Source organism: Pseudoalteromonas sp. SR43-2 (genome assembly GCF_014163885.1).
Lineage (GTDB): Bacteria > Pseudomonadota > Gammaproteobacteria > Enterobacterales > Alteromonadaceae > Pseudoalteromonas > Pseudoalteromonas distincta.
The window spans coordinates 47,054-72,338 of the sequence record NZ_JACJED010000024.1 but is presented as its reverse complement, the minus strand read 5'-3'; the positions used below and the strand labels follow the sequence as shown (position 1 = coordinate 72,338).

The window sequence follows — 25,285 nt, the reverse complement described above, 5'->3', positions numbered from 1 at the left end:
TACCGTATATTAACCTCGATGACGGATAGATTGCGTTATCCAGGTAATGAAATTGTTGAATTATATTGTCATCGTTGGGAGATAGAACTTGGGTTTAGAGAAATCAAACAAACCATGCTTGATAGGCGCATACCATTTAAGAAGTAAGCGTCCAGACATGGTGCGTCAGGAGCTATGGGCCGTGTTACTCGCCTATAATTTAATACGAAGAATAATGACAATGGCGGCGACAGTCACAGGGGTATGGCCTAACCAGCTTAGCTTCTCTAGCAGTTCGATGGCTGTCATTCAGTATTTCTCGTCAGTATCTATAATGAGCCCAGGGAACATTCCAATACACTGGCAACACTTACTCAATACACTGCTCTTATTTAAGCTTCCAGCTAGACGAGAGGATAGAAGATATCCCGATGGGTTAAGCCAAAACCATCTAAGTATCCTCATAAAAAGAAAGATGCCAGTCAGCTTAACTGACTGGCATTACCCAATAGGGGCTTTTTTAATTCTGAAATTAAATGCTGAACACTGTCACTTATAAAGCAAAGCATCTGATCTAACGCTGGAATTTAATAGTGCATTCGCACTATTCCAAATTTAAGAAAGCTTAGCTTAATCTATGGATTAATTTTATTTAGATTACGTTTATTATTAGGGGTAACTAAAGAATAAAAATTACACAATATTAAATTAATGTAGCTTTAAATAATTTGGATAGGTATTTACTTGGGAAATTTGTAAAAGTGGTGGCCCCTCCCAGACTCGAACTGGGGACCTAACGATTATGAGTCGTGTGCTCTAACCAACTGAGCTAAGGGGCCAACTTTATATAACTGCCAGGCAGTTAATTTTTGAAGCGTTCAGTCACAGAGCGACTAAAGCGGGTTGCAGTATAAAAACTTTTTAGGTGCTTGTCACTACCAAAAACCTTTATTTTAACAATCAACAAGCTAACTGCTTAAATAGTAATCTTTTAAGTGGGCATAAACATAAAATGTAAGGTATTTACCGTGCTATTCACTGTATTAAATTATAAACAAAACCTATCCCATATAGTCTTTTATATTTAACCCTCTACTTTTTAAGCAAAGCTGACATATATGTGTAGGCATACAAGGCTGTAAAAAATATGCTTGGGGCTACTGTAAGTGCCAAATTAGGTGTCTGATTAATTACATTCACCATAATCACTAAGCTCGATTGAACAGTAATCGGAATAATAGGCGCAAAAAGTACACCTGCTATTTTTTTGTTACTTAAATACGAGGCGCTAGAGTTAATTGCATTATTGAAGCTTTGTCGTATTGCTACGTTTTGTGGTGTTTTAGAATGAAACATACAAATAATTGGAGTTACAAACGCAAGCGTTACATAACTAAACTTATACTTGTTGACGACCATTTCTAAAATAAAGGTAAAAAACAGCGTTACAAATCCACTATACAAACCTTGCACTAATGCAGCTTGAAGCGTAACCGATTTAGCAATGTCTGCCGCACTATTTGCCCAGTAGGCCCAACTAAAATAAAAAACGAAAGACACAACGCCTGACATTATAAGTCGAATATTCAATTAACTGCCTCAATATGCCTAAAACCTAGTTTAATGATAACACTAGAAGTGAAGGTAATATTGTCACTAAATAATAAAGTATTTGATTGTATATTATAGATGTATAAACACACTAATGTTGAAGATTTCCTAAATGGCATCAAGTCAGAATCTGAGCGCGACTGTTAGCTGGAAAGCTTATTAGTAAACAATAAGTATAGTTTTAAAATAATATTGGGAGAGAGTTAAGGAAGTAAATCAATGGGTTGAAGGGCGTTAAAAATTGGATTTAACCTAAAAAACTATCTAAAAACTATCTAAAAATTCTTTAAAAACTAATATTGTGAGCCGATCGGTACTAAAGTATTTAGCTAAACCTCAGTAGTCGGCTTACACAATATATAATCTGTCATTATTTTTTCGCAATAATGTAGATTGCATGTATTAACCCTGGGAAATAACCTAGCAGTGTTAATAGAATATTTAACCAAAAATGCATACCTAAGCCAACTTGCAAAAACACACCTAATGGCGGTAATAAAACCGAAAGTATTATACGAATAATATCCATGATAAAACTCCATTTAAATTAAACATTGAAAAGACTTAAAGCCCAGTATTACTGGGCCTTAACTATACTGTATTATTCAGCAACAATAGCTAGTTTATCAACTACGTCGCGAACATCTTCAGCATTTTTAGCAATTTTAACTGCTAGTTGCTTTTCAGCTTCAGACTCTACAGAGCCATTCAGAGTTACCACACCGTTGTCGGTATCAACATCAATGTCTGTACCACCTACTTCTGAGTCAAACAGGAAGCGAGTTGTGATTACAGTGGTGATTTTAGCGTCCGTTAGGTCGTTATCATCATCGTCCATCATGTCGGTGCTTTTATCTTCGGTGTCCATGCTTTTAACAACAGTAAGGCTGTTATCAACATCAGTTACACCATCTAGGCTAAGTACAAGTTCTTCTGCTAGCTCTTTATCGAGTTCACTATTAACTTTACCTGTAAGTACTACCTTGCCATTTTTTACATCAGTGTTAATGTCAAAGTTGTTTAGATTAGTGTTCATAAGTAGAACGGTTTCTGCCTTACCATCAATCCAAGCATCTTTACTTTCGTTTTCCCAGCTGTTTGCTTGGGCACCCATAGCCGTAGTACCAAGAACTAGAGCTGCGATAATAGATTTGTTAAATGTTTTCATAATCTTTCTCCTTTTGATTAAAGACACTTTAACTAATGCGAGCTTCAGGCCAACTTTATTTATACTTAAAATTCAAAGACTTGAATTAATTAAAAGATAAAACCTTATCTATGTTTGTGTAACTATTTACAGGCTACTCGGTAAAACTTTCTCAAATAGTGAAAATAGCTAGATAATTGCTCTTTTGGTTAATCTATCGTTAATATAACAAAACAAAAAACACCGTTAAAAAATAACCAATTGATAATTAATGAAATTATATTTGGTACGCGGTTTGCAGCCTAACTACAAGAGCAGTATCAATAGTAAATATAATAAGGAATAACTCATGTCTGTAAAAGTTGAAGACCGCCCAATAGAGCAAGTACGCGAACAAGTGATTGATCAATTAATTTATAATTACAGTCATGGTGTTATTTCTGTTGATGCATTTGAAAGACGTTTAGATAATGCGATGGATGCACCTAATAACGAAGCTCTGCTAGCCTTAGTAGAAGACTTAACACTTAATACCGATCAGCAATATAAAGCAGAAAAACAATCGCAATTTACACCACATTATAGTGCACAGCAAAACAGTGATGATGATTTTACATTACGCAGTATTTTAGGATCTAACGAGCGAAGTGGTCAGTGGGTTGTGCCAAAAAATATATATTTGAGTAACTTTATGGGATCGGTGGTGCTTGATTTTACCGATGCTATTTTTGCGCATCAAAATGTAACTATTCACGTTAACTGTATTTTTGGTAGCGATGAAATTTACGTACCAGAGCATGTCAATGTAGTGTCTAAAATGTTTTGTATTTTAAGTAGCCTTGAAAATAAATCTGTGTCGCTTAACAAACGCCAAGGCCCTACAATTCATATTGAAGGAAAGGCAGTAATGGGCTCGGTTGAAGTGAAAATAAAGCGCACAATTAAAGAAAAATTTATAAGCTTTGCAAATGAGCTAAAGACCCAGTTTGGCACGGGTAATAATAACCGCTCACTATAATTGAGTAGCAGCACTTTAGCGTGCTGCTTAGTATTTTATTATAAATCGTTATTTCGCTCGCTTGGTATATCACTTAAATATTCTACAAACTCAACTTCAAACCCTGCAGGATCAATAAAGTAGACATTCTTTCTGAAAGGATTCTCGCTACCTTGCTTGCTTAGAGTAAAACCCACTTTATTTAAGCGCATTACTACTGTGCTTAAATTATTAGTTACATAAGCAAAGTGTGCAAAACCAATTTGATGGCCCGATAAGTTTCTGTTTTCACCTTCACCATGACTGCTTATCGCAATGTAATGCGTGTCATCTCCAAAGTGTACCCAGCGTCTTGGTTTTCCATGCCAATCGCCTCTGCCCTCACTTCTAATCGACCAATGTGGAAATACAGCGCGATAAAATGTAAGCATACTATCTATATCACTCGCGACTAAGTTTACGTGCTCTAAATACATAATGTTATCCTATCAGTTAAGTTAGGAGTACGATAAAACCTCAAGTTAACTTTAGGTAAAGTGTTGTTTAAAATTAATTTATTTAAATGCAGATAATTATTTTTTAAAAATATTTAAACTTTTCAATCTTGTATAAAAAACAAACACAAGTATTTAGGGTTTATTGTTTACTTTATGGCAAAAGTCGCTAAAATACGCCGGCTGAAATATATAAACGTTCTTTTACAACCCAAAGGTAATACCATGCATCCAATGTTAAACATTGCGGTTCGCGCTGCGCGCAACGCAGGCAAAATTTTACTTCGCGCAAGTGAAGATTTATCAAAAGTTGAAGTGCAACAAAAAGGCGCTAACGACTTAGTAACTAACATTGATAAAGAAGCCGAAGCCGTAATTCGTGACACTATTTTACAGTCTTACCCTACTCACTCAATTGTTGGTGAAGAACTAGGTGAGCATAAAGGCAAGGATGATGATTACCAATGGATTGTAGATCCTATCGATGGAACAACTAACTTCATCAAAGGTATCCCTCATTACGCGGTTTCTATCGCACTTAAAGTTAAAGGTCGTTTAGACCAAGCTGTTATTTATGATCCAATTCGTGGTGAGCTTTTCACTGCATCTCGCGGTCAAGGCACTCAGTTAAACAGTAAACGTCTACGCGTTAGCAAAACTACGGTTCTTGCAGGCACTGTACTTGCTACTGGTTTCCCTTTCAAAAACAAAAACCACATGGATGCATACACTGAAGCGTTTAAAGCATTATTTGTACACACTGCTGATATTCGCCGTGCAGGTTGTTCTGCTTTAGATATGGCATACGTTGCAGCTGGCCGTGTTGATGGATTTTTTGAAATTGGTTTAAAACCTTGGAACTCTGCTGCGGGCGAACTAATGGTTAAAGAAGCGGGCGGTATGGTTGTAGATTTTGCCGGTGGTAATAACTATAACCACAGCGGCAATATTATCTGTGGTTCACCAAAACTGACTCAAGCAATTATTCGCGAAATTCGTCCAGTATTAACTGAGTCGTTACTTCGCTAATTAAATGCTATTAATAGCATACTAGAAAGGAGCCCAGGCTCCTTTTTTTGTGCCTAAAAATAAGGGTTATCTAGCTTCAACTCTACTGTTTTACCTTTTTCATAAGGTAACGAGTTTAAATCTTTTGCGAAATATTCATCAAATAAAGCATCAAACTCGCCATTTTTTTGCATTATCTCAAGCCCTTTTTTAATTGCCACTGCAAGCTCTGGCTTACTATTTGATACAAAATAATAAAACCCTGTTGGATAACTCATATATAAATTAGGTACTATCACTAGGTTACTTTGTTTATTTGCCGCTAGCTCTGAATTAACCTCGATAAATGAACGTGGGAAGTAATCAATACGCCCTGCACTTGTTAAGGCAAACATAGCCTGATAATTTGCAAACGGCCTTATATGCAGGCCATTAAACGCCATTATTTTTGTATCAGGCCAATCATGACCTTGTACCGCAGAAAGCCTACCTAACTGCTCTAAGCTAGTAATACCTTTAAATCTAGCAATGCTGTTCTTACTTGTTAATAGTGCCCTTTTACCTATGTAGCCTTTAAATAATGGGATTTTAATCGCAATAGCTAAAGACTCTCTTTCGGGGCTGCTCATACTCCAGTATAAATCTAAATTTTTTGTATCTAGTGCTATTAAAGTACGTTGTTGATGGGGATGAATTAAAACGGGGTTAATCTCTGCAGGGTATTGTGCGCTCACCAGTGCTTTTTCTAATAGCTCGTTAAGGTAGTCGTCACGAGCATATTGCACACGCTGCTCCTGCGCTACATTTACGATATTTACCTCACTCGCTAAAGCGCTGCATACAAACAAACTTACTACGTTAATCGAATACTTTAATGGCAACATAATTATCACCCTAGTTATTATCGGTAGTTTTAACAGTTATTATTGATAGTTTAAATTATCGCGTTATTTAAGCTAAACAGCTTCCAGCGCCTAAATAAAAGATGACGATATTATGTAACTGTACTTATTAATAACCGCGCTATTCATACTTATCTTAAATACATAGTACGACGTTACACTCATGGCGTGCTCTACAAAGTTAGCACTGTTTATTCATACTTGCACAGTAAAGCTAAAACAATCGTGAGCATAAATATATTACAGGCAATAAAAAACCGCTCAATGAGCGGTTTTTTAAAGTAGTTACAAAACCATTACGGCATAGCGTCTTGGTCTGCGCCTTCTTTTTCAATTACTTCTGGTATTAAATCTTCTTTGCTTACGCCCATTGCTATAGCAACAGAGCTTGCAACATAAATCGAAGAATAAGTACCAATAAACACACCAAACAGTAATGCAGTTGCAAAACCATGAATGGTTTGTCCGCCCCATGTAAACAAGGCAATCAATACTAAAATAGTCGTGATTGATGTTACAAGTGTACGGTTAAGTGTTTGCGTAAGTGAAATATCAATAATTTCTATCGTATCGTCCATGCGTACCTTACGGAAGTTTTCACGTATACGGTCTGATACAACAATCGTATCATTGAGTGAATAACCAATTACCGCAAGAATTGCCGCTAATATAGTTAAATCAAACTCTAAACCTAATACCGAAAATAAACCCACAGTAATAATAACATCGTGTAGTAGTGCACCTACCGCACCAACTGCAAAGCGCCATTCAAAACGAAATGCAACGTAGATTAAGATACAAATAAGCGCAGTTAACATGGCAAGGCCACCCTGCTCTTTTAAGTCTTCACCTACACTTGGGCCTACAAATTCAATACGGCGCATTACTACGCTGTCGTCTGCTTTTTTAAGTGCATCGATTACTTGGTTACCAATTACTTCAGCTTTTACATCGCTACCGCGTGGTGCTAAGCGAACTAAAATTTCTTGGCTTGAACCAAATAGCTGCACTGATGCATCAGCAAAACCATTATCAGCTAGTGCATCACGTACTTTTTTAAGGTCAGCCGGTTGTGAAAAACCCACTTCTACCGCAGTACCGCCGGTAAAATCTAAACCAAAGTTTAGGCCTTTGATAAAAATTGATGCAAACGACGCTAAAATTAGTAGCGTCGAGAAACCCATAGCCACTTTTCGAAGAGACATGAAACGAAGGGTTCTACTACCCAAACTTAAAATTTGCATGTCTGCTCCTTAAATCGAAAGTTTATCAATGCGTTTACCACCAACAAATAAGTTGATTACCGCACGGGTACCAACGATGGCTGTAAACATTGAAGTTAAAATACCAATCGCAAGTGTCACTGCAAAGCCCGCAATCGGACCAGTGCCCACTGCAAACAGTATAATGGCAGCAATTAGTGTCGTGATGTTGGCATCAAATATAGTGCTAAATGCGCTATCGTAACCAAAATGAATCGCTTGTTGAGGGCTACGGCCATCGGCCAGCTCTTCACGAATACGTTCAAAAATAAGTACGTTAGCATCAACTGCCATACCTACTGTTAATACAATACCGGCAATACCTGGTAGCGTAAGTGTAGCGCCCGGAATTAAAGACATAACACCTACAATTAGTACTAAGTTAGCCGCAAGCGCAAGGTTTGCAACCATACCAAAACCTTTGTAGTACACAAGCATAAATACAAGCACAAACGCAAAGCCAAGTGCAACCGCAGTCATACCCGCTTCAATATTTTCTTGTCCTAAGCTTGGACCTACTGTGCGCTCTTCAACAATTTGAATTGGCGCTACAAGTGCACCAGCACGAAGTAGTAAGCTTAAGTTATGAGCTTCTGCTGGGTTATCAATGCCGGTAATACGGAACGAGCGATCAAGACGGGCTTGAATCGTTGCTACGTTAATAACTTCTTCAACCTTAATAGGCGGAAGCGCTTTACCGTCTGCATCTTTTTTACCTGATGGCTTGTACTCAATAAATACCGTTGCCATACGCTTACCAATAGCACGCTTGGTAAAGGCATTCATTTTTGCCCCACCTTTGCTATCTAGCGTAATACTTACTTGCGGACGTTGGTATTCATCAGCGCCAGATTGCGCGCCCGTAATATGGCTGCCCTCTAAAATAATACGCTTTTTAAGTACAACAGGGTAACCGTCGCGGCTCATGATCATTTCAGTACCCGCTGGGATACGACCTTGGGCAGCAGCGCTAATATCTGCGTTTTCGTCTACTTCACGAAATTCAAGTGTTGCTGTCGCGCCTAAAATTTCTTTAGCACGTGCAGTATCTTGAATACCTGGTAGTTGAACAATAATACGCTCAGCGCCTTGGCGTTGTACGTTAGGCTCTGCAACACCAATTTGGTTGATACGGTTACGAATAATCGTTTCATTTTGCTTGATAGCGTAGTCACGAATTTCTTTGAGTTTTTGCTCACTCATTGTCGCAAAAAATGCTTTATCGTTACTGCTGTCATCAATGTAGACATTTAGCGGGTAGCGAGTTTCTAAGAAACTCTCTGCAGCATTTTTGTCTTCTTCGGTACGCATTTCTACACGCATACGATCGGAGCCTGCTACGCGGCGAACACTACGATAACGTAGTTTTTCTTCGCGCAGGTCACTGCGAAAATCTTGTTCCATTTGCTCAAGCTGGTTATCAACCGCTGTTGCCATGTCGATTTCCATGGTGAAATGTACGCCACCACTTAAATCAAGACCTAGCTTCATAGGGTTACCACCAACTGCTTTTAACCAAGCTGGTTGAGCAGGTGCCATATTAATAGCAGAAATGTAATCATCGCTCAGCGAATCACGAAGTAAGTCATGCGCTTTAAGTTGCTCTTCAACATTTTTTAAACGAACTAAAATTTGTCCATCTTCAAGTATTGTCGATTTAGCGGTTACATTATTTTTTTTAAGGATTGCGTTTACTTTGTCTACAACACTGAGATCGACATCAGCGCCTTTAGCACCTGAAACTTGTATGGCCGGATCGCGACCATACAAGTTTGGAGAGGCATATAAAAGGCCAATGGCTACCACAGCTAAAACAAGTAAATACTTCCAAACTGGAAACTTGTTTAACACGGGGTCGTCCTTATTATTTTTATAGCGACTTCATTGTGCCTTTTGGCAATACTGCAGATACTGCAGATTTTTGTACTGTAACTTCTGCTTGCTCGTTTAAAGAGATAACGATGAAATCTTTCTCTTCAGAAATTTTCACAATTTTACCCACTAAACCGCCTTGGGTAAGTACTTCATCACCTTTAGCCATCATACTCATTAAGCTTTTGTGCTCTTTAACGCGCTTAGCTTGTGGGCGGTAGATTAAAAAGTAAAAAACCAAACCGAAAATAGCTAACATTATTAGCATTTCCCAACCACCGCCTGCCGCAGGTTGACCAGCTGCTGCGTGTGCATTTGAAATAAATAAACTCATGATACTTCCTCTTTAATTTTAAAGTTTAATTTTTTATATCTGCTAACTCTGGCACATCTTGGCCTCGGCGAGCATAAAAATCTTGTACAAATTCTTCTAATTTACCTTCGCTAATTGCATTACGTAAACCTTCCATAACACGTTGATAGTAACGTAAGTTATGAATTGTGTTTAGTCGCGCACCTAAAATTTCGTTACATTTATCAAGGTGATGCAAATAAGCTCGTGAATAGTTTTTACACGTATGGCAATCACACTCAGGGTCAAGTGGCCCTGTATCTGTTTTATGCACTGCGTTACGTATTTTTACTACACCCGTGGTAATAAATAAATGGCCGTTACGCGCATTACGTGTTGGCATAACACAGTCAAACATATCAATACCACGGCGAACCGACTCAACTAAGTCTTCTGGCTTGCCTACACCCATAAGGTAACGAGGCTTGTCTTCTGGCATTTTAAACGCACAATGATCAAGGATATTCATCATTTCGTTTTTAGGCTCACCTACTGATAGGCCGCCTAATGCATAACCGTCAAAACCAATTTCTTCAAGGCCAGCTTGTGATTGTGCACGTAATTCTGGGTACATACCACCTTGGATAATACCAAATAAAGCAGATGGATTATCGCCATGCCCTTCTTTTGAGCGCTTAGCCCAACGAAGAGATAACTCCATAGAATCTTTAGCTTCTTTTTCAGTTGCTGGGTATGGCGTACACTCGTCAAAAATCATAACGATGTCTGAGCCTAAGTCGCGCTGTACTTCCATCGACTTTTCAGGCGACATCATAATTTCATCACCATTTACTGGAGATTGAAATAAAACGCCTTCTTCAGTGATTTTGCGCATTGCGCCTAAGCTAAATACTTGAAAACCGCCTGAGTCAGTTAAAATTGGGAAGTCCCAATTCATAAAGTCGTGTAAATCACCATGTTGTTTAATGATCTCAGTACCTGGGCGAAGCATTAAATGAAAGGTATTACCTAAACATATTTGCGCACCAGTGGCTTTAACTTCATCTGGCGTCATACCTTTTACAGTACCGTAAGTACCAACAGGCATAAAAGCAGGTGTTTCTATTACACCACGGTCAAAAATTAAGCGGCCGCGGCGCGCTTTTCCGTCAGTACAATCTAATTCAAATTTCATATCATCCTCAATGTCGGAAAAACAGTCCAACAAGCTATAATTTAACCGCCTGATTCTACCCTTTTTGCCTCACTAATACTATTAGCTGCGATAAATTCAGTTTTGCCAATTGCCGCAAACAAAAACCCCAGCAACTAAGCTGGGGGTTTTAATATATTCGACTGAGTATTAAACAATATTTTGTTACTTACGTGTTAAAAACATCGCGTCGCCATAACTAAAAAAGCGGTACTGCTGCTCTATTGCAGTATTGTAAGCGCCCATAATATTGTCTTGGCCGCTAAATGCGCTGACTAACATTATAAGCGTTGATTCTGGTAAGTGAAAATTTGTGACCATGGCATCAACAACATTAAATTGATAACCCGGAAAAATAAATATATCGGTATCACCAAAATACGTATCTAACTTGCCGCCGTGAACTTTAGCAGCCGACTCTAATGAGCGAACTGAAGTCGTGCCTACCGCAATTACACGCCCACCATTTGCTTTAGTTTGCGCAACAGCTGCAACTACGTCATCAGGTACTTCTATGTACTCTGAATGCATTACATGCTCATCAACACTATCAACTCGTACCGGCTGAAAAGTACCAGCGCCAACGTGTAGCGTAACAAAAGCCATGTTTACGCCTTTATCTTTTAGTGCTGTCATTAACTTATCGTCAAAATGTAGACCTGCAGTTGGTGCTGCAACTGCACCTGGCTTTTCTCCATAAACAGTTTGATAGCGCTCACGGTCAGCATCGGTATCAGGTCGGTCAATATAAGGAGGCAGTGGCATATGGCCAATATCATTAAGTATATCTAGCACGTTTTGGCTATGATCGAACTCAAGCTCAAATAAAGTATCGTGGCGTGCAACCATTATTGCCTTGGCTTTGCCTTCTAAAATAACTTCGTTACCGACCTTAAGCGACTTGCTTGCCCGTACATGCGCAAGTACGCGATGCTCATCTAATACCCGCTCTACAAGTACTTCAACTTTTCCGCCTGAAGCTTTTTGACCAAACATACGTGCTGGAATAACGCGTGTATTGTTAAAGACCAATAAATCGCCTTCGTTTACTAAATCAAGTATATCGCTAAACACTTTATGTTCTAAAGTTCCGCTTGGGCCATCTAAAGTGAGTAGACGGCTGCTGGTTCTGTCCGCTTTAGGAAAGCGAGCTATTAATTCATCAGGTAAGTCAAAGCTAAAGTCAGCCACGCGCATAATTAGTAATCCACATCATTTAAAATCGCGCCAAGTGTATATGTATCGGATATTAAGCTCAAGAAATCAGCCAAACTTATAATGTCTGTTTGCGTGTTTGCCATTAAATTCTCTTGTTCTTATGGTTAAATGTCACTATTCTTATTCGGCTAAATTATTATAAGTTATATTAGGGGTGTTCAACTCGTGCCAAACCAGCTTAAATTGCTAATATTAAACGCAAGTAGTGCTGAACGTCGCGCGATTAAGGGCACTTTAGATAGCTTAAATGTATTTACCTTTATTGATGCCCAAGATAGTCAACAAGCTTTAAAGCTTTTAAAACAACACCCTGTTGATATTATAATAACGGGCATTAATGTTGGTAAAATTGATGGCTGGCGCTTTTCTAGGATGATCCGCTCAGGATTATTAAAAACACCAAAAAACACACCAATCTTACTTATTCCGCCAATTTACTGTGAGCGGATTGCCGAAACAACAGCCCGAAGCTATGGGATAGATGCTGTGCTACCGTTTGAGCACAAAGATATGCTCCCTCAAGTACTTGCGAATGTTTTATCTACTCACTTAGAAAAAAGTAGCCGGCTAAACTTATTATTATTAGAGCCACTTCAAAATACGGCCGACAAAATAAGTGAACAGTTAAAGTTAAACTTTGCTATCACTCACGTAACTTCAGCTAAAGCGGCACTTAACGCTTATAACCAACAGCAGTTTTCAATTGTGCTACTCGATGCCACTACATCAAGTGCAGAGAGCTCGAGTGTACTCGTTGAAGAAATCCTCCAGCACAATTCTAAACAAGCTATTGTTACAATTATAGAAAGTGACGATGCCGATTACGCTGAGCAGCTTTTGCTTTCGGGTGTTACCGACTTTATCAGAGCCCCTTACGATCCTTCATTTTTAAACAAAGTGTGTGACCACGCCGCACGACGTGAAGATTTTATGGTGAGTTATGCTGAATTTGCTTACAAAGTAGAACAATTGAGCGTGAGCGAAGTGCGTTACAAAGAGTTATTTTCTGCTCATCAGCGTATTTTATTGCACTTAAATACAGTTGTTTTAGAGCTCGATCAGCAAGGTAATATTCGTTTTATTAACCCCGCATGGGAAACATTAAGCGGTTTTGGTGTTAAATCATCACTACAAAACCCATTAAGCGCTTATTGTAATAACGAAGATAAAGGAAGGCTTGACTACACTATTAACGATATTTTACATGGTGGCGAGCAACAGCAACAAATAGAAGTAAAGTTAACCCACAAAAATGGCAATTTAATTTGGGTTGAATGCAGATTGCAGCTAATAAAAAATAGCCGTAATAACGCGACCATAACCGCAACTATCGACAATATACACGAACGAAAGCAAGCTGAGATTCAACTACGTCATTTAGCACACCATGACCCATTAACAGGTTTACATAATCGTTATTATTTTGATCAACAGCTTAATAAAATATGCCAAGATAAATACACCTATGATGGCATAGAGCATGCTGTTATTTATATTGACCTCGATCACTTTAAAATAATAAACGACAGTAAAGGCCATCATCAGGGCGATATAGTTTTAAAAGAAGTGGCGCAATTATTTAAAGCAAATATTGGCGACGATCACCTGGTATGCAGAATTGGTGGGGATGAATTTGCAGTCATACTTACCAATATGAATTTACTGGATGCACACCTTATTGCAGAAGGTGTGTGTAGTGCGATAGAAAAACATGCTTTTAAATCAGAAGATCAGATATACACTATTAGCTGCTCTATTGGTTTAACTCAAATCACGACACAAAATAACGACCCTAATGAGTGTTTAAAACAAGCCGATATTGCTTTGTATATTGCCAAAAACCTAGGGCGTAACTTAGTACATTGCTATTCAAAAGAAGATGCTCAAAACAATACACTACAAACAGGGCTTGAATGGGGCCACGAAATTCGCCAAGCACTACAGCAAGATAATATTGAACTACATTACCAACCTATTTGGGATTTTAAAGAGTGTAAAGTTGCTTATTTTGAAGCGCTTTTACGCTTAAAACTAAAAGGTGAACTCGTATACCCAAATCAGTTTATTCCCTCTTTAGAAATGCTTAACGACACATTTTTGATGGATCAATGCGTTATACGTAATGCTATTGCTTGTGTATCTAAGCACCCAGAGTTAAACCAAGTTGCTATTAATTTGTCAGCACAATCGTTCTTAGATGAACGCTTATTGCCATTAATTGAATCAAACCTTGAAAAGTATAACGTGCCTGCTTCGCGGGTAATTTTTGAAATAACTGAATCTGCGAGTATTAATAACCTAAAGGCCACTCGTAAAATGATTGATAAGCTTAATAGCTTAGGCTGTCATTTTTCTATCGATGATTTTGGAACTGGATTTAGTACATTTAATTATTTAAAACAGCTACCAGCACAGCATGTGAAAATTGACGGCTCATTTGTAAGTGATATGCTCAATGACCCTATAGATTTAGCGTTAGTAAAAGCAATAAATGATATTAGTCGGTCTCTCGATAAGCGCTCTGTAGCTGAGTACGTTGAAAACGAAGAGATATTTTTTGCACTAAAAGAAATTGGTGTTGATTATGGGCAAGGCTACTTTATTGCACGCCCAATACCTGTTGAAAAAATAAAAGATGAACTCGAAAAAATTTCTAAAAATAAAACGTTTTACCAACAACAAGCTAGCCCAAAATAAACAAAATTAAACAATTTTAATCATTTTATTACTACCAATATTACCTTTCTTGCCTATACTTTCAGCATCAAATAAAAAATGTCGTGCCTTTTTATGTATTACACTTTAAAAACATGACATTACCTTTTGGCGGCGTAGTACCGATATTTATAGTGGGTTTCAAAGCTATTTAAGCTTTTAAGGAAGAAGGTATGACACAACTAGTTATGTTATTACTGATTATACATTTTGCAATCGCGTATCAGTGTTACCGCTACGCGAATATTAAAGGCTACCCAGTTAAGGTTTTTACTGTATTAGGCTGCGTGCCTTACTTTAACTTGGTGGTATGGATTTATTTATTATTTTTACCTGAACTTGAGCCTTTTGAAAGTCATCTTCAAAATCAAAAGCAGCCTTTGTAGGCTGCTTTAGTTCACTTATTATTCTGCTTTAGAAAAATCTAAACTACATTGACGCTTTAAAAACACCTCAAGCTGTTGACTAAATAGCCTAAAGTCTCGAATTCGGCCCGTAGTTTTACGCCACAAGATACCAATATCTCTATATGCATCACTTTGTGATGGTGTAGCCACCATATTTTTATTATCTAAAATACCCGCATTAATCGCCATCTGTGGTAAAAAAGTCACCCCGAGCTGATGCTCAACCATGCTTAATAGAGTATGTAAGCTTGCAGCTTCGAATGGGTTAATACAACTGGCACGGTTTAAGTGACATGCACTAAGCGCATGGCCCGTCATGCAGTGCTCGCGCTCTAATAAGAATACGCTAGCCTCTGGTAATAGATTAAAGTCGACTACGCCCTTTGCTGCGCTGTAATCCTTATGGTGCACTAAACTAAACTGATCTTTTGCCAATACTTGTGTATGAAATTTATCTGTTTCGTACGGCAGTGCAAGTAGCGCTAAATCAATATGCCCATGTTCAAGTTTATCCAGTAGCTTGTCACTCGTATCTTCAATTAATACCAGCTCTAAATCACAAAAGGTTTCTTTACAAAAATGATAAAGCGGAGCCGCTATAAAGCTTGCAATTGTAGGTATAACACCCACAGTCAGCTTACCACTTAGTGGTGTTAAAAAGCTTTTTGTAAGCTCTTTTAAACTAATTGTATCGTTAATTATTTTACGAGAACGCTCAACAACTTCTTCACCAATACTGGTAAACATCAGGCTGCGATTTTCACGCTCAATTAGCTGACAGCCTAGTGTTTCTTCAAGATTTTGAATAGCGCTACTTAAAGTAGATTGTCCTATAAAGCAGGCGCTAGCGGCTCTGCCAAAGTGCTGATGTTGATGAACAGCTAATAAATACTGTAGTTGTTTAATACTTGGAAGGTTAGTCATTTTTTCTTTCCACAAATAAAAAGACCCCAACACCTAGGGCATTGAGATCTTTTCAAGCTAAAAGTCTTTGAGTACTTTTTTATTAAACCCCAAATGCGGTTCTTAGTACGTAGAAAATAACAATAGCAAGGGCAGCGCCAACTGGCAATGTAATTACCCAAGAAACTACAATGTTTCTGATAACACCCATGTTAAGCGCGCCAATTCCACGTGCCATACCTACACCTAATACCGCACCCACTAGGGTTTGAGTAGTAGAGATTGGCATACCAGTACCTGAGGCAATAACAACGGTAGAAGCAGCAGCTAGTTCAGCAGCAAAACCACGGCTAGGTGTTAAATGTGTAATACCTTCACCGATTGTTTTGATTACTTTTTTGCCTAAAATAGCAAGACCAGCAACAATACCAAAACCACCTAGAGGTAGAATCCACCAAGCAATAGCTGCTTTTTTAGCAATTTCACCATTGTTTTCAACAATGTTTACAACAGCTGCTAGTGGACCAATTGCATTAGCAACGTCATTGGAACCATGTGCAAATGCCATACAACATGCTGTTAGTACCATAAGAACAGCAAATACTTTTTCAACATTGTTGAACTGCATTTGTTTATCTGCTTTTGGATCAATATTTAAGCGAGATATGGCAATTTTACCAATCACAGCAACAACTATTGCAACACCTACTGACAGTGCATAGCCTTCAGCTGAGCCTAGGTCTATACCAACGTGCTTTAAGCCCTTTTTAATTGTAACCAATGCCATGATAAAACCTGCTAAGCCCATATAAAGAGGGACATAACGTTTAGCATTTTTTAGTGGTGCATCTGTATTAAAAATAAGTTTTTGTGCACTCATGAATATTAAGTATGCAATAAAGCCTGATATGGCAGGTGTTATAATCCAACTACCTACAATACCACCTACTTTATCCCATTGAATCGCCTCAGTACCTACTGCAACTAACGCAAAACCAATGATTGCACCAATGATTGAGTGAGTTGTAGATACAGGCCAGCCTAAGAAGGAGGCCATTAATAACCAAGCGCCGGCTGCAAATAAAGACGAAATCATACCCAGAACCATTAATTCCGGAATATCTGCAAATGGTGCTGCATCAATAATTCCTTTACGAATTGTTGATGTAACCTCACCACCTGCTAAATAGGCGCCTGCAAATTCAAAAATCATCGCTATAAAAATAGCTTGTTTGATTGTTAGCGCTTTTGAACCTACAGATGTACCCATGGCGTTCGCTACGTCGTTCGCGCCAATACCATAAGCCATAAAAAAGCCGACTGCTGCGGCAATTAAAATTAATACCGTGCCGTAAGATGCAATGATATCCATTGTAAAACCTTAATCTTTCGTGTTTGAACTGATTTTAAATTAACGAGCTAACATCAGCTCAAGACGTGATCCTACGCGCTCTGCAATATCTGCAAGCTCGCCAACCCATTCAATGATTTTGTACAAAAACATAACATCAATTGGATTTAACTCACCCTCTACATCACGTAGCTGGCGGCGTACTTTTATCTGCATTTCGTCCGTGTCTTGTTCTATGGCATCCAATTCAACTAACATTTTTTCTACTAAGGTGACTTCTCGACCTTTAAAACCCGTTTCTAGCAATTCTTCTAATTCGTTAATTGCTTTAGATGCTTGTTTAGTCGCATCTACACAACGGGTTAAGTAAGCTAAGAAATCAGCTTGCATAACTTTAGGAATGGTCATTTCACGACCAATCACTCGTCCTGCAATATCTTTTGCTTTATTGGCAATTTTATCTTGTTGAGTTACTAATTCGAGAAGATCTGTACGCTCTACCGGCATGAATAAACCACGTGGCAATTGTAAACGTATATCTCTTTTCATATCATCAGCTTCACGTTCTAAATTGCGAATAGTGATGCGAAGCTCTTCAGCTTGTACCCACTCTTCTTTAAATACGTGATTAAAAAAAGGTATCAAAGCTTTACTTGCTTGATGAACCTTCTTGATGTGTTCTTCCATTGGTTTGATAGGAGATTTTGCAAATACTCCTAAAAACGCGTTTGTAGGCATAACTGACCCTTTAATCAAATTGATATGCTTTGCAGCATGAATTTTACAGTATTAACCAAGATTGTGAACGCTTTTTATTACTTCACTAAGGCTTGCAATGCACAAAGCGGCACTAAGCCGCTTTAATAAAAAAGAAAAATAGGTAAAAAATTATAGCGATTTTTCTATATCTTCTTGAGATGTATGACGAATATCTTTGCCATTTACAAAATAAATAATGTATTCCGCAATATTTTGACAGCGATCCCCTATGCGCTCTAATGAACGAACAGACCAAACTAAGTCCATAATTTTAGGGATTGAGCGTGGATCTTCCATCATATAAGTCATTATTTGACGTGTGATAGCTTCATATTCACGGTCAACTTTTGCATCTTCTTTATGTACTTGAAATGCGCGCTGCACATCCATACGTGCAAATGCGTCTAGTACATCATGTAACATCTTTAAAACTTGGCGGCCCATATTCTCAATATTTACTAGCAAGTCTTGTTGATCTTTAGTAAATGAGTCTAGTGCAACTTTAGCAATTCGCTCAGCTTCATCGCCAATACGTTCTAAATCTGCAATAGTTTTTGCAATTGCAATCACTAAACGTAAGTCACTTGCTGCAGGCTGACGACGAGCAATGATACGCGTACATTCTTCATCAATGCTGACTTCCATTGCATTTACTTTGTAATCGTTCTGACGTACCTTTTGAGCAAGCTCAGCATCGTTACGACTCACCGCATCAAGCGCGCTATTTAATTGCTGCTCAACTAAGCCACCCATACTCAATACATGGTTACGTACATTTTCTAGTTCTTGGTTAAAGCGCCCAGAAATATGCTTATTAATATTATGTTCCATAGTTACCTTCTCTCTTAATCTTGTACAACACGCTATAACGGGCTAATTAACCGTAACGACCGGTAATGTAATCTTCAGTCTTTTTCTTCGTTGGTGTAGTAAATAAGGTATTTGTGTCTGAGTATTCAATCAATTCGCCCATATACATAAAGGCTGTTTGATCAGATACACGCGCTGCTTGTTGCATGTTGTGTGTAACAATAACAACGGTAAATTTGTTTTTTAAATCGTTTATTAGCTCTTCGATTACCAAAGTAGAAATAGGGTCGAGTGCTGATGTTGGTTCATCAAGTAAAAGTACCTCTGGCTCAATTGCAATTGAGCGAGCTATAACTAAACGTTGTTGCTGACCACCCGATAAGCCAAACGCGCTATCGTGCAATCTATCTTTTACTTCATCCCACAAAGCAGCACCACGAAGTGATTGCTCTACCACTTCATCTAATTTACGTTTCTCTTTAATGCCTTGTAAGCGCAGGCCATAAACTACATTTTCATAAATTGATTTAGGAAATGGATTAGGGCGCTGAAACACCATGCCTACATTACGACGAAGTGCTGCTACATCTACGCTCTTATCGTAAATATTTTGACCATGGAGTAATATTTCACCTTCAATACGGCAAATATCAACCAAATCATTCATGCGATTAATACAACGCAGTAATGTTGATTTACCACACCCAGACGGCCCGATAAACGCAGTTACTTGGCCTTTAGGAATGTTCATATTTACTTTATTAAGCGCCTGCTTATCACCGTAGTAAAGATCGAGGTCTTTAATCTCTAGCGCTTTTTGATCATCCGTTAAATTTTCTAGGTCTAACTTTTGACCAATATTAGCTTGGTTTACTTGTGGAGCGACTGTAATCATTTTTGTTACCTATAAAATCTTTACTAATTAGTGTTCAAGCGATCTGAATTTTTCACGTAAATGGTTACGTATACCAATGGCCGTTATGTTTAGGGTAATAATCACCGACACCAATAAAAAGGCAGTGGCGTATACCAGCGGACGTGCCGCTTCAACATTAGGGCTTTGGAAGCCAACATCGTATATATGAAAGCCTAAGTGCATGAACTTTCTATCTAAGTGAAAATACGGGAAGTTACCATCAAGTGGTAATGTAGGGGCCATTTTTACAACGCCTACTAACATTAATGGTGCAACTTCACCTGCAGCACGCGCAACTGCCAGTATTAAACCAGTCATAATTGCAGGGCTTGCCATTGGAATAATTATGCGCCATAACGTTTCAACCTTTGTTGCGCCAAGCGCTAGTGAACCGTCACGTACGGTACTTGGAATACGAGATAAGCCCTCTTCAGTCGATACAATAACAACTGGCAAAGTTAATATAGCAAGCGTTAACGCCGACCACATTACACCTGGCGTACCAAATACTGGCGTTGGTGCCGCTTCAGGGTAAAATAATTGGTCTAAGCTACCACCTAACATGTATACAAAAAAGCCGAGGCCAAATACACCGTACACAATTGAAGGCACACCGGCCAAGTTAATCACCGCAATACGAATCATCTTAGTGACTGCATTTTTAGCGGCATACTCGTGTAAGTAAATTGCAGCAACAACACCAAACGGCGTCACTATTACAGCCATCAGCATAACCATAAACACAGTACCAAATATAGCAGGGAAAACACCGCCCTCTGTATTTGCTTCACGTGGGTCATCAGATACAAACTTACCTAGCTGCACAAAGTAGTGCCCTAGCTTTGCAAAAAAGCCCATATCATTTGGAAACCAAACATCAAGTACTTGATACATTGGAATCGTAACTACTTCACCGCGCATATCTTTTACAGTTACGTGGTCACGTTTAGCTTGTTTACGTAGTGCAAATAAATCTTTTTCAAGTACACCATACTGCGCACGTAATTCAGCACGCTCTTGAGCAAGCTCAGCAACACGTTCATCAGTGAGTGCGTTATCTAGTAAGTAGCCCTTTTCTTTTAAACGAAGACGCTCAAGCTCATAGTTAATATGCCCAATGTCACCATTTTGTAAATCAAGTGCTTCGTCGTTTAAATCCACGGCACGCTCTACAAGTTCATGTAGAGCTTCAATTTTATCGCCTTCGACTGGTTTACCATCTTTAATTACACTTTCAACATAACCATAAAAATTACCGTTTTTACTACGCTCAAATACAGCAAGCGTTGCTGGCGTTGTTTTATTTTTAATATCGGTTTCTAATATCCAACGAAAGTCTAAATCTACATACTCACGATTACCTGTTTTAATAAGTAAGCGCTCTATTTCTTCTTTTTCAAATCCGCTAACGTCAATACCTGTCGCGGCTAAACGCGTTTTTGGTACTAATTCACGGTCATAAACTTCGCCAATAACGGTTTGTTTTGAAATTGACCCTTCAAGTTCAAACTGTACAACTTCTGAAGGCCAGAAAAAACTTAATCCTTTCCAGGCTATCATTGCTAATAAGCCTAAAACTGAAATTAAACTGATGCTCACTGCACCACCGGTCATCCAAATCCAAGGAGAACCAGACTTAAACCACTGCTTTACCATGTCATGTCTCTCCGCTTACATTGAGCTATATTTTTCACGCAGTTGCTGGCGAACAAACTCAGCGACTGTGTTAAAAATGAATGTGAATATGAATAGTACAAAGGCCGCTAAGAACAATATTCTGTAATGCGAACTACCTACTTCTGACTCAGGCATTTCAACTGCAATATTTGCTGCAAGCGTACGCATACCTTGGAAGATGCTCCAATCCATAATAGGTGTATTACCCGTTGCCATAAGTACAATCATGGTTTCGCCAACGGCTCGGCCAAGTCCCATCATTACCGCAGAGAAAATACCAGGGCTTGCTGTTAGTAATACAACACGTATTAGTGTTTGCCACTGCGTTGCACCTAATGCTAATGAGCCATTTGATAAATGCTTTGGAACACTAAATACGGCGTCTTCTGCAATTGAGAATATAGTTGGAATAACTGCAAACCCCATCGCAATACCTACAACAAGCGAGTTACGTTGATCGAATGTCATACCCAGCTCATTTGTTAAGTACTGACGTACATTGCCGTCAAACATCCAAAGCTCAACAAATTCACTCATCGCAAACGAAAACCAGCCAATAAGTAAAACGACCGGAATAAGGATAATTGAATGAGATCCTTCAGGAATTCGATGACGGATTTTGGTTGGTAATTTAGTCCAAGCTAAACCTGTCGCTAACATACCTAAAGGTAATAATATGAGTAACCCAACAATTGCAGGTAAGTGCTCTTCTATCAAAGGAGCTAACCAAAGACCGGCTAAAAAACCTAAAATAACGGTTGGTAATGCTTCCATTATTTCAACAGTAGGCTTAACTACCTTACGTAATTTACTCGACATAAAGTATGCCGTGTAAATTGCCGCCGAAAGCGCAATAGGCACTGCAAATAACATCGCATAAAGGGCTGCTTTTAATGTACCAAACGAAATTGGCACTAATGAAAACTTAGATTCAAAGTCATCACTGGCTGATGTTGACTGCCATATATAACCTGGCTTTGGGTAACCTTCGTACCACACTTCTTGCCAAAGCGCTGACCAAGTGACTTCTGGATGCTCGTTATGTATTTCTAATACTGTTAGTTTGTTATCCGCCAAAATTAATGCAGCATTTGAACGCGGTGAAATTGCAAAGTTTTGTATTGCGCCTTCACTTACTTTACCTTGCCATAATTTTGCTTCGCTTGTTGTGTAGTACACCCCAAGCTCACCGTTACTGCTGGTCGTAAAAAAAGTACGACGGTAGAACTCTGTAAATACATTTAATTTACTTTGCTTAGTCGTTTCAAATGAACGTATTTTTTGATATTCGCGGCCAGTGTCAGTGTTAACTTCAAACCACTGCGAAACTTCGCCGTTATCATTGGCAAGCATTAATGAGTTTGCACCTGCTAGTAATTGTGCAGATACAATATTGGCATTTTCTTCGTTAGCTGAAAGTAACTGAATTTGCTCTACATCACTTGGGTCACGTGTATCGTATACGTAAACTTGATTAGCAGAACGTACAAAAGTACGGGTTGTATCTGGCGACATTAATAGCTCATCTACACGCCCTTCAACATCTAGCTCTGTGCGCTCAACAACCCACTCAACTTCGCCAGTAAACATATTCTCTTCAGCAACAAAACTGCTAAACAGCACCCGTTTGTCTTCTGTAAGTGCGACAACGGCTGTTCTGTCTTCATAGTGGCTAAATGCAAAGCGTTTAATAGCTGAGCCTTGTTCATCTACTTCCAGAGCCATTTCCCCAAGAGGAAAGTCTAAACGAGGCGTTAATTTACGCTCGTTATTAGGAAAGGTGACCAAAAATTTAGGTGCTACGACCGTTACAGTGCCATCTTTTAAACCAAACGCATAATGCCCTTGAAAAGGCGCGCTAGTTGCAAAGCTTGTTGCATCACTTGGTAGCTCGGCGTTTAATGTTTTAAGCTTTTTACCAAAGCTGCCATCTTGCACACTGTAAAAATCAACCTGCCCTTGCTGACTGAGTAAATAAGCAACTTCAGTTTGCTCTTCTACACCTAGGCCTGCTATTTGCTGCGAATTAGCGACCTGAAAGCTATCGCGTTTTTCTACTTTTGCTGATTCAAAAATTGGCTGTACTACATAAAGAAGGTAAAAGAATATTAATAGCAGTGCTACCAATACCATTATCCCACCTGCGGTTATACCAAATTTGGCAAACCGATCTTTAAATAGACGGCTTCGATCCGTATTAAAAGTCGGTTTATTCGGATTTGAAGTCATCAAAACACCCTTAAATCTTAACGTTGTATAAATTATATTTCATCAAGATGACAGTAATGTTACAGCAGTAATAATAAGCACGTTAAAACGGTTTTAAATAAAACTAGCAAAGAAAATCGCTAAATAAGTCTCATATAGATGATTTTTAAGTGAACTAAATTATAAAATAATTGGACAAAGCATTTATCGAGGTCAATACTAAAAGAGTACTTACTAAAAAAAGAATGACTATTAATACCGCGTATAGTCAACACAACCACATTTATTTTTATTACTTTAAAATCAACGTTTTATAAAAAGTACAACAACACAATTTAGATTAGACAATACACTTAATGCCTATGCATTTACTTTCTTTGGGCTTAAAAAGAGAATTATTTATGAAGCAGTTGGTTATAACTATTTTAGGGCAAGATCGCCCAGGTTTAGTAGAGAGTATCTCATCCGTCGTGTTACAAAATCATGGCAACTGGCTAAGCAGTAACTTAAGCCATTTATTAGGTCATTTTGCAGGTATTATTCAACTTGAAGTTGCTGAGGAACACTTTCAATCATTACAAAGCGCTTTAAATAAGTTACCTAAGTTAGACGTTCGAATTGAAACCGGAAACACAGAAATTGAACCACCAACATTAGAACAAATCAATCTGGTTATTACAGGTAACGATCGCCCAGGTATTGTTCAAGAGTTGGCGAGTGTAATACGCCACAAAGGCGCTAACATTACTCATTTAAATTCAAGGCAGCAAAGTGCGCCTAATTGGGGGGTGCCTATTTTTAGTGCTGTGGCTACCGTTACTTTACCCAATGGTATGAATAAAGATGAAGTCATTGAAGCATTGGAATCAATAACAAGTGATTTAATTGTAGATACAGAAGAAGTTTGACATCCCTAGGTGCGTGCCACACGTTGACACGCATATTATTTTAGCCAGTTTATCAAAGCCCTCTGCGGGTTATTTAACGCAGACATAAAATAAGCCGATGCAAGCATCGGCTTATTTTAAATAGTTATCTTATAAAGCTACATATCCATATGACGATTCGTACTTTGCATCATTTGCTTTATACCTTGCTTTTCCAGCTCTAGTATTTGTTGCAGCTTTTCTTGGCCACTTTGAGTTTCAGCGCGCTCAAGTAAGTATTCGTATAATTCAATTACCTTTTGATGCTGCTCTGATAAATAAGCTTGAATAACTTTCTCATCAAATTGCTGGTCTTTACTAATGTCTTCGAAAGTAATTAGCTCAGGATTTTTAGCAAAGTATTCATAACAGTACGTATCAAGCGTATTTATTTCGGTTATCGCTTTAAACCCGACTAAATCTTCAGCGAGTTTTTTTTCGTAATTTAGGTAGTAGTCCACCAGCATTGCATTATGTTCATCGAGTAAATCCTTTACGCTATGAAAATTAGCCGCCATTTGCGTATGAAACAAAACGGTCCAATCGTATACCTCTTTAATTGTTTTAACTTGCATGTGCATTCCTTACTTAGTTGACTGTATAGGTACTACACTGCGT

General features: G+C 38.4%; 24 protein-coding genes and 1 tRNA gene. 6 read left to right on the top strand and 19 right to left on the bottom strand.

Features of this window, described 5'->3' with window-relative positions:
- The first annotated feature begins 18 nt into the window (after window positions 1–18).
- Window positions 19–147 carry a transposase gene (locus H5120_RS20320; RefSeq protein ID WP_404936372.1) on the top strand — a complete coding sequence of 43 codons (129 nt, stop codon included), beginning with the start codon at window positions 19–21 and terminating at the stop codon, window positions 145–147.
- A 594-nt stretch (window positions 148–741) separates the two neighbouring features.
- Here the strand turns inward: H5120_RS20320 and H5120_RS17645 are convergent.
- The 4 genes from H5120_RS17645 to H5120_RS17630 form a co-directional block, all read right to left on the bottom strand.
- Window positions 742–818, bottom strand: a tRNA-Ile gene (locus H5120_RS17645).
- Between the two features lie 253 nt (window positions 819–1,071).
- Window positions 1,072–1,569: a hypothetical protein gene (locus H5120_RS17640; RefSeq protein WP_259395783.1), complete on the bottom strand. Its 498-nt coding sequence runs from the start codon at window positions 1,567–1,569 to the stop codon at window positions 1,072–1,074.
- 391 nt (window positions 1,570–1,960) lie between these two features.
- On the bottom strand, window positions 1,961–2,119 hold the full coding sequence (locus H5120_RS17635; protein WP_002957822.1) for a YqaE/Pmp3 family membrane protein: 159 nt from the start codon (window positions 2,117–2,119) through the stop codon (window positions 1,961–1,963).
- 72 nt (window positions 2,120–2,191) lie between these two features.
- Window positions 2,192–2,758 carry a BON domain-containing protein gene (locus H5120_RS17630; RefSeq protein ID WP_182675644.1) on the bottom strand — a complete coding sequence of 189 codons (567 nt, stop codon included), beginning with the start codon at window positions 2,756–2,758 and terminating at the stop codon, window positions 2,192–2,194.
- A 328-nt stretch (window positions 2,759–3,086) separates the two neighbouring features.
- On the opposite strand from H5120_RS17630, the gene H5120_RS17625 reads away from it, so the two are divergent.
- Entirely contained in the window at window positions 3,087–3,755 is a 669-nt protein-coding gene (locus H5120_RS17625; RefSeq protein WP_039488234.1) for a LiaF domain-containing protein, read from the top strand.
- 38 nt (window positions 3,756–3,793) lie between these two features.
- Here H5120_RS17625 and H5120_RS17620 read toward each other — a convergent pair whose 3' ends face one another.
- Entirely contained in the window at window positions 3,794–4,210 is a 417-nt protein-coding gene (locus H5120_RS17620) for a VOC family protein (RefSeq protein WP_182675643.1), read from the bottom strand.
- A 243-nt stretch (window positions 4,211–4,453) separates the two neighbouring features.
- On the opposite strand from H5120_RS17620, the gene suhB reads away from it, so the two are divergent.
- On the top strand, window positions 4,454–5,257 hold the full coding sequence (gene suhB, locus H5120_RS17615; RefSeq protein WP_002957826.1) for an inositol-1-monophosphatase: 804 nt from the start codon (window positions 4,454–4,456) through the stop codon (window positions 5,255–5,257).
- Window positions 5,258–5,310: 53 nt separating this feature from the next.
- Here suhB and H5120_RS17610 read toward each other — a convergent pair whose 3' ends face one another.
- The 6 genes from H5120_RS17610 to queA form a co-directional block, all read right to left on the bottom strand.
- On the bottom strand, window positions 5,311–6,120 hold the full coding sequence (locus tag H5120_RS17610; RefSeq protein WP_182675642.1) for an ABC transporter substrate-binding protein: 810 nt from the start codon (window positions 6,118–6,120) through the stop codon (window positions 5,311–5,313).
- Window positions 6,121–6,434: 314 nt separating this feature from the next.
- Entirely contained in the window at window positions 6,435–7,382 is a 948-nt protein-coding gene (secF, locus tag H5120_RS17605; protein WP_182675641.1) for a protein translocase subunit SecF, read from the bottom strand.
- A gap of 9 nt (window positions 7,383–7,391) precedes the next feature.
- A complete protein-coding gene (gene secD, locus H5120_RS17600; protein ID WP_182675640.1) occupies window positions 7,392–9,251 on the bottom strand; it encodes a protein translocase subunit SecD in 1,860 nt (619 codons plus the stop codon).
- 19 nt (window positions 9,252–9,270) lie between these two features.
- Entirely contained in the window at window positions 9,271–9,606 is a 336-nt protein-coding gene (gene yajC / locus H5120_RS17595; protein ID WP_002957830.1) for a preprotein translocase subunit YajC, read from the bottom strand.
- A gap of 25 nt (window positions 9,607–9,631) precedes the next feature.
- A complete protein-coding gene (gene tgt, locus H5120_RS17590) occupies window positions 9,632–10,759 on the bottom strand; it encodes a tRNA guanosine(34) transglycosylase Tgt (RefSeq protein WP_002957831.1) in 1,128 nt (375 codons plus the stop codon).
- A 183-nt stretch (window positions 10,760–10,942) separates the two neighbouring features.
- Window positions 10,943–11,974: a tRNA preQ1(34) S-adenosylmethionine ribosyltransferase-isomerase QueA gene (queA, locus tag H5120_RS17585; RefSeq protein ID WP_002957832.1), complete on the bottom strand. Its 1,032-nt coding sequence runs from the start codon at window positions 11,972–11,974 to the stop codon at window positions 10,943–10,945.
- Between the two features lie 186 nt (window positions 11,975–12,160).
- Between queA and H5120_RS17580 the strand changes: the two genes are divergently transcribed.
- Together H5120_RS17580 and H5120_RS17575 are read left to right on the top strand one after the other, a co-directional pair.
- On the top strand, window positions 12,161–14,692 hold the full coding sequence (locus H5120_RS17580) for a GGDEF domain-containing protein (RefSeq protein ID WP_182675639.1): 2,532 nt from the start codon (window positions 12,161–12,163) through the stop codon (window positions 14,690–14,692).
- A 191-nt stretch (window positions 14,693–14,883) separates the two neighbouring features.
- A complete protein-coding gene (locus H5120_RS17575) occupies window positions 14,884–15,096 on the top strand; it encodes a hypothetical protein (protein ID WP_002957835.1) in 213 nt (70 codons plus the stop codon).
- 18 nt (window positions 15,097–15,114) lie between these two features.
- On the opposite strand, the gene H5120_RS17570 is transcribed toward H5120_RS17575, so the two are convergent.
- The 7 genes from H5120_RS17570 to H5120_RS17540 form a co-directional block, all read right to left on the bottom strand.
- The gene (locus H5120_RS17570) at window positions 15,115–16,041 is read right to left on the bottom strand and encodes a hydrogen peroxide-inducible genes activator (RefSeq protein WP_002957836.1); all 927 of its coding nucleotides are present in this window, start codon (window positions 16,039–16,041) and stop codon (window positions 15,115–15,117) included.
- An 82-nt stretch (window positions 16,042–16,123) separates the two neighbouring features.
- On the bottom strand, window positions 16,124–17,392 hold the full coding sequence (locus H5120_RS17565) for an inorganic phosphate transporter (protein ID WP_024597536.1): 1,269 nt from the start codon (window positions 17,390–17,392) through the stop codon (window positions 16,124–16,126).
- Window positions 17,393–17,431: 39 nt separating this feature from the next.
- Window positions 17,432–18,109, bottom strand: a complete 678-nt coding sequence (locus tag H5120_RS17560; protein WP_002957838.1) for a TIGR00153 family protein — start codon at window positions 18,107–18,109, stop codon at window positions 17,432–17,434.
- A 150-nt stretch (window positions 18,110–18,259) separates the two neighbouring features.
- A complete protein-coding gene (phoU, locus tag H5120_RS17555; protein WP_007586465.1) occupies window positions 18,260–18,961 on the bottom strand; it encodes a phosphate signaling complex protein PhoU in 702 nt (233 codons plus the stop codon).
- Window positions 18,962–19,007: 46 nt separating this feature from the next.
- The gene (gene pstB / locus H5120_RS17550; RefSeq protein ID WP_002957840.1) at window positions 19,008–19,835 is read right to left on the bottom strand and encodes a phosphate ABC transporter ATP-binding protein PstB; all 828 of its coding nucleotides are present in this window, start codon (window positions 19,833–19,835) and stop codon (window positions 19,008–19,010) included.
- 27 nt (window positions 19,836–19,862) lie between these two features.
- A complete protein-coding gene (gene pstA / locus H5120_RS17545; RefSeq protein ID WP_002957841.1) occupies window positions 19,863–21,512 on the bottom strand; it encodes a phosphate ABC transporter permease PstA in 1,650 nt (549 codons plus the stop codon).
- A gap of 15 nt (window positions 21,513–21,527) precedes the next feature.
- Entirely contained in the window at window positions 21,528–23,762 is a 2,235-nt protein-coding gene (locus H5120_RS17540; protein ID WP_182675638.1) for an ABC transporter permease subunit, read from the bottom strand.
- Window positions 23,763–24,142: 380 nt separating this feature from the next.
- Between H5120_RS17540 and H5120_RS17535 the strand changes: the two genes are divergently transcribed.
- Window positions 24,143–24,649: a glycine cleavage system protein R gene (locus H5120_RS17535; RefSeq protein WP_182675637.1), complete on the top strand. Its 507-nt coding sequence runs from the start codon at window positions 24,143–24,145 to the stop codon at window positions 24,647–24,649.
- A gap of 137 nt (window positions 24,650–24,786) precedes the next feature.
- On the opposite strand, the gene H5120_RS17530 is transcribed toward H5120_RS17535, so the two are convergent.
- Window positions 24,787–25,242 carry a hypothetical protein gene (locus H5120_RS17530; protein WP_002957844.1) on the bottom strand — a complete coding sequence of 152 codons (456 nt, stop codon included), beginning with the start codon at window positions 25,240–25,242 and terminating at the stop codon, window positions 24,787–24,789.
- Between the last annotated feature and the right edge of the window lie 43 nt (window positions 25,243–25,285).

What these genes read in the sequence shown, in the direction of transcription:
- H5120_RS17530 (WP_002957844.1), bottom strand. Translation starts at nt 25,242, where the DNA reads ATGCAAGTTAAAACAATTAAAGAGGTATACGATTGGACCGTTTTGTTT.
- H5120_RS17635 (WP_002957822.1), bottom strand. Translation starts at nt 2,119, where the DNA reads ATGGATATTATTCGTATAATACTTTCGGTTTTATTACCGCCATTAGGT.
- H5120_RS17560 (WP_002957838.1), bottom strand. Translation starts at nt 18,109, where the DNA reads ATGCCTACAAACGCGTTTTTAGGAGTATTTGCAAAATCTCCTATCAAA.
- H5120_RS17575 (WP_002957835.1), top strand. Translation starts at nt 14,884, where the DNA reads ATGACACAACTAGTTATGTTATTACTGATTATACATTTTGCAATCGCG.
- H5120_RS17570 (WP_002957836.1), bottom strand. Translation starts at nt 16,041, where the DNA reads ATGACTAACCTTCCAAGTATTAAACAACTACAGTATTTATTAGCTGTT.
- secF (WP_182675641.1), bottom strand. Translation starts at nt 7,382, where the DNA reads ATGCAAATTTTAAGTTTGGGTAGTAGAACCCTTCGTTTCATGTCTCTT.
- pstB (WP_002957840.1), bottom strand. Translation starts at nt 19,835, where the DNA reads ATGATTACAGTCGCTCCACAAGTAAACCAAGCTAATATTGGTCAAAAG.
- H5120_RS17610 (WP_182675642.1), bottom strand. Translation starts at nt 6,120, where the DNA reads ATGTTGCCATTAAAGTATTCGATTAACGTAGTAAGTTTGTTTGTATGC.
- yajC (WP_002957830.1), bottom strand. Translation starts at nt 9,606, where the DNA reads ATGAGTTTATTTATTTCAAATGCACACGCAGCAGCTGGTCAACCTGCG.
- H5120_RS17620 (WP_182675643.1), bottom strand. Translation starts at nt 4,210, where the DNA reads ATGTATTTAGAGCACGTAAACTTAGTCGCGAGTGATATAGATAGTATG.
- phoU (WP_007586465.1), bottom strand. Translation starts at nt 18,961, where the DNA reads ATGGAACATAATATTAATAAGCATATTTCTGGGCGCTTTAACCAAGAA.
- suhB (WP_002957826.1), top strand. Translation starts at nt 4,454, where the DNA reads ATGCATCCAATGTTAAACATTGCGGTTCGCGCTGCGCGCAACGCAGGC.
- H5120_RS20320 (WP_404936372.1), top strand. Translation starts at nt 19, where the DNA reads ATGACGGATAGATTGCGTTATCCAGGTAATGAAATTGTTGAATTATAT.
- H5120_RS17630 (WP_182675644.1), bottom strand. Translation starts at nt 2,758, where the DNA reads ATGAAAACATTTAACAAATCTATTATCGCAGCTCTAGTTCTTGGTACT.
- H5120_RS17625 (WP_039488234.1), top strand. Translation starts at nt 3,087, where the DNA reads ATGTCTGTAAAAGTTGAAGACCGCCCAATAGAGCAAGTACGCGAACAA.
- pstA (WP_002957841.1), bottom strand. Translation starts at nt 21,512, where the DNA reads ATGGTAAAGCAGTGGTTTAAGTCTGGTTCTCCTTGGATTTGGATGACC.
- queA (WP_002957832.1), bottom strand. Translation starts at nt 11,974, where the DNA reads ATGCGCGTGGCTGACTTTAGCTTTGACTTACCTGATGAATTAATAGCT.
- H5120_RS17565 (WP_024597536.1), bottom strand. Translation starts at nt 17,392, where the DNA reads ATGGATATCATTGCATCTTACGGCACGGTATTAATTTTAATTGCCGCA.
- H5120_RS17540 (WP_182675638.1), bottom strand. Translation starts at nt 23,762, where the DNA reads ATGACTTCAAATCCGAATAAACCGACTTTTAATACGGATCGAAGCCGT.
- H5120_RS17535 (WP_182675637.1), top strand. Translation starts at nt 24,143, where the DNA reads ATGAAGCAGTTGGTTATAACTATTTTAGGGCAAGATCGCCCAGGTTTA.
- tgt (WP_002957831.1), bottom strand. Translation starts at nt 10,759, where the DNA reads ATGAAATTTGAATTAGATTGTACTGACGGAAAAGCGCGCCGCGGCCGC.